Source organism: Phormidium sp. CCY1219 (assembly GCF_055795085.1).
Genome location: NZ_JAYFEQ010000561.1, coordinates 1 through 2,268, shown reverse-complemented (window position 1 = coordinate 2,268; position 2,268 = coordinate 1). Strand labels below are relative to the sequence as shown.

2 protein-coding genes are annotated in these 2,268 nt (G+C 53.4%); both read left to right on the top strand.

Annotated elements, in window-relative coordinates; translation table 11 throughout:
• Positions 1 to 146: 146 nt before the first annotated feature.
• On the top strand, positions 147 to 1,409 hold the full coding sequence (locus AC0QH1_RS15560; RefSeq protein WP_324632115.1) for a class I SAM-dependent methyltransferase: 1,263 nt from the start codon (positions 147 to 149) through the stop codon (positions 1,407 to 1,409).
• A gap of 3 nt (positions 1,410 to 1,412) precedes the next feature.
• Positions 1,413 to 2,189: an ATP-binding cassette domain-containing protein gene (locus tag AC0QH1_RS15555; protein ID WP_324632114.1), complete on the top strand. Its 777-nt coding sequence runs from the start codon at positions 1,413 to 1,415 to the stop codon at positions 2,187 to 2,189.
• Positions 2,190 to 2,268: the final 79 nt, after the last annotated feature.

Here is a 2,268-nt window from a genome sequence, read left to right as displayed (position 1 = left end):
GTCGTACACCGGGAAATGGAGCCTTGTACTTTCTAAAAAAAGGAAGTCCTGTCGGACTGCTGTTTATGTAAGGGGGGGGCGAATTCCTCCCCATACATAAATGACAGAGGTTTCCATTCGCCCCCCTTACCAACCCCTAATTTTCGATGAAACAACTAGACGTACTGAAAAACTACGCCAAAGCTGTCGCCATCGGTGCTTATGACAGCGATTCTCCCGGTTTATTTGGAAAACACGATAACGTGCGGCGCTACTGGGAAGATCGATTTAACCGCACGGTAATGAGCCAGTTTCTCGCGCCAGTGGTCGAGCGTCAGCGCGAGTCAAGCAGCGGAATTCGGGTCATGGACCTAGGATGTGGTGCGGGAGAAGGACTGGGGATTTTGACCAGTTTGCCTCAAAGAGCGAGAAATCTAGATTCCGAGCTAGAAAAGGTATTGGATTATCGCGACATCAGCCACTACAAAGGGGTAGACATCAGTCCGGCGATGATCGAGAAAGCCAAAAGCCTGCATGAGAAGCGATCGCAGGCCAGTTTTGAGGTAGCCGATCTCAGCGAAGGACTGCCCATCGAGATGGGAGAACCCCCCTATGACGTTTACTTTTCCTCCTACGGGGCGCTGTCCCACCTGAACGATGAAGCCCTCGGAAAATTAGTGGGAGAGATTTGCAAGCATATCGAAGATCGCGGCATTTTTGTTGCCGATATGCTGGGGCGATTTTCCTACGAGTGGCCGGGATATTGGGGCAACCCGAACGACAATGGGAGCAAGATGAATACCTATTCCATGTCGTATATTTATCCGCCCGATGCCAAAGGGGAGATTGAAGTAGAACGGTTTCCGATTCGCTTTTGGGGAGGAGCCGAATTCGATCGGTTTATTACGGAGATTGCCGCCGACAAAGGAGCCAAAGTTATCAGACGGCGACTGTGCGATCGCTCCATTTTAGTGGGTCGGCACATGAACACTCGAGAATTCAATCCGGAAGCGCCACCGATCCGGGCGGCGGTGAACTCCCTGCACCAAATCAACTGTCGCACCGATCTCTCGCAGTTGATTTTCGAGTACCACCCCCAACCGAACCACCCGCATTTGAATCGGTTTTTCGACAACCTGCAAAATTCGTGGAATGCGGTAGTGTACGCTTGCATCGAAGCACTCGATCGCTGGCGCACGCCGCAAAAATTAGAACTCGAGCCACTTGCAGGGTATCCGCCGGTGGTACAAGATGCCATCCGCACCATTCGCCTAGCGGTGAGAATGGCACCTTCTTTGCGGATAGACGATCCGCGCGCCAATTTAGTGGAACCGCAACTGGCCTATTTGCTCAGGGAGGTAGAATGGAACTTACAGCAGGGCTTGGGCGCGTCCCACGGCTTGTTGGCTGTGTATGAGTTCAAAAAATAATTGATGTCATCCGAAAACGAATACGCTGTCGAGTTTCTCGACGTTTCCTACCGAATACAGCGGCGAAACCTAGTTTCTAATTTGAACTTCAAAGTCCGCCGGGGAGAAGCTTTGGTACTGCTGGGACGCAGCGGTAGCGGCAAAACCACCACCATGAAGTTAATCAATCACCTGTACGTCCCCACCACTGGGGAAGTGCTGGTGGAAGGAAAACCTACCACGCGGTGGGATGCGATTGAGTTGCGCCGGAAAATCGGATATGTGATTCAAGCCTATGGCTTGTTTCCGCATTTTACGATCGAGCGCAATGTGGGGATCGTACCCTCGTTGTTGGGGTGGGATAGCGATCGCATTCACCAACGAGTCAGCGAACTCCTGGAATTGGTGGGACTCGATCCGCAGTATTTCGCCAAACGCTACCCCCGTCAGCTCTCTGGGGGTCAGCGTCAGCGGGTGGGGGTTGCCCGGGCACTCGCCGCCGACCCCCCGGTGATGTTGATGGACGAACCCTTTGGGGCCCTCGATCCGATTACCCGAGTGGAACTGCAACAGGAGTTTCGGCGGTTGCAGCAGCAGCTTGGGAAAACGGTGGTGTTCGTCACCCACGACATTCAGGAAGCCTTCTTGCTTGCTTCGCGCATTGGGTTGATGGATGATGGCAAAATGGTGGAGTTGGGGACGCGAGGAGAATTTATCCGATCGCAACACCCCGAGGCGCGCGCCTTTATGGACTGTTTGCGATCGGTGGAAGAAGCTGAAGCCGCTGCCCTGGAGGAATAATACCCCGTCAGGGACTCCGTAGAAACCAACCCCATGTCTAAAGCCAGGGGCTTGTACTTCTAACCACCTGACCAGCCTA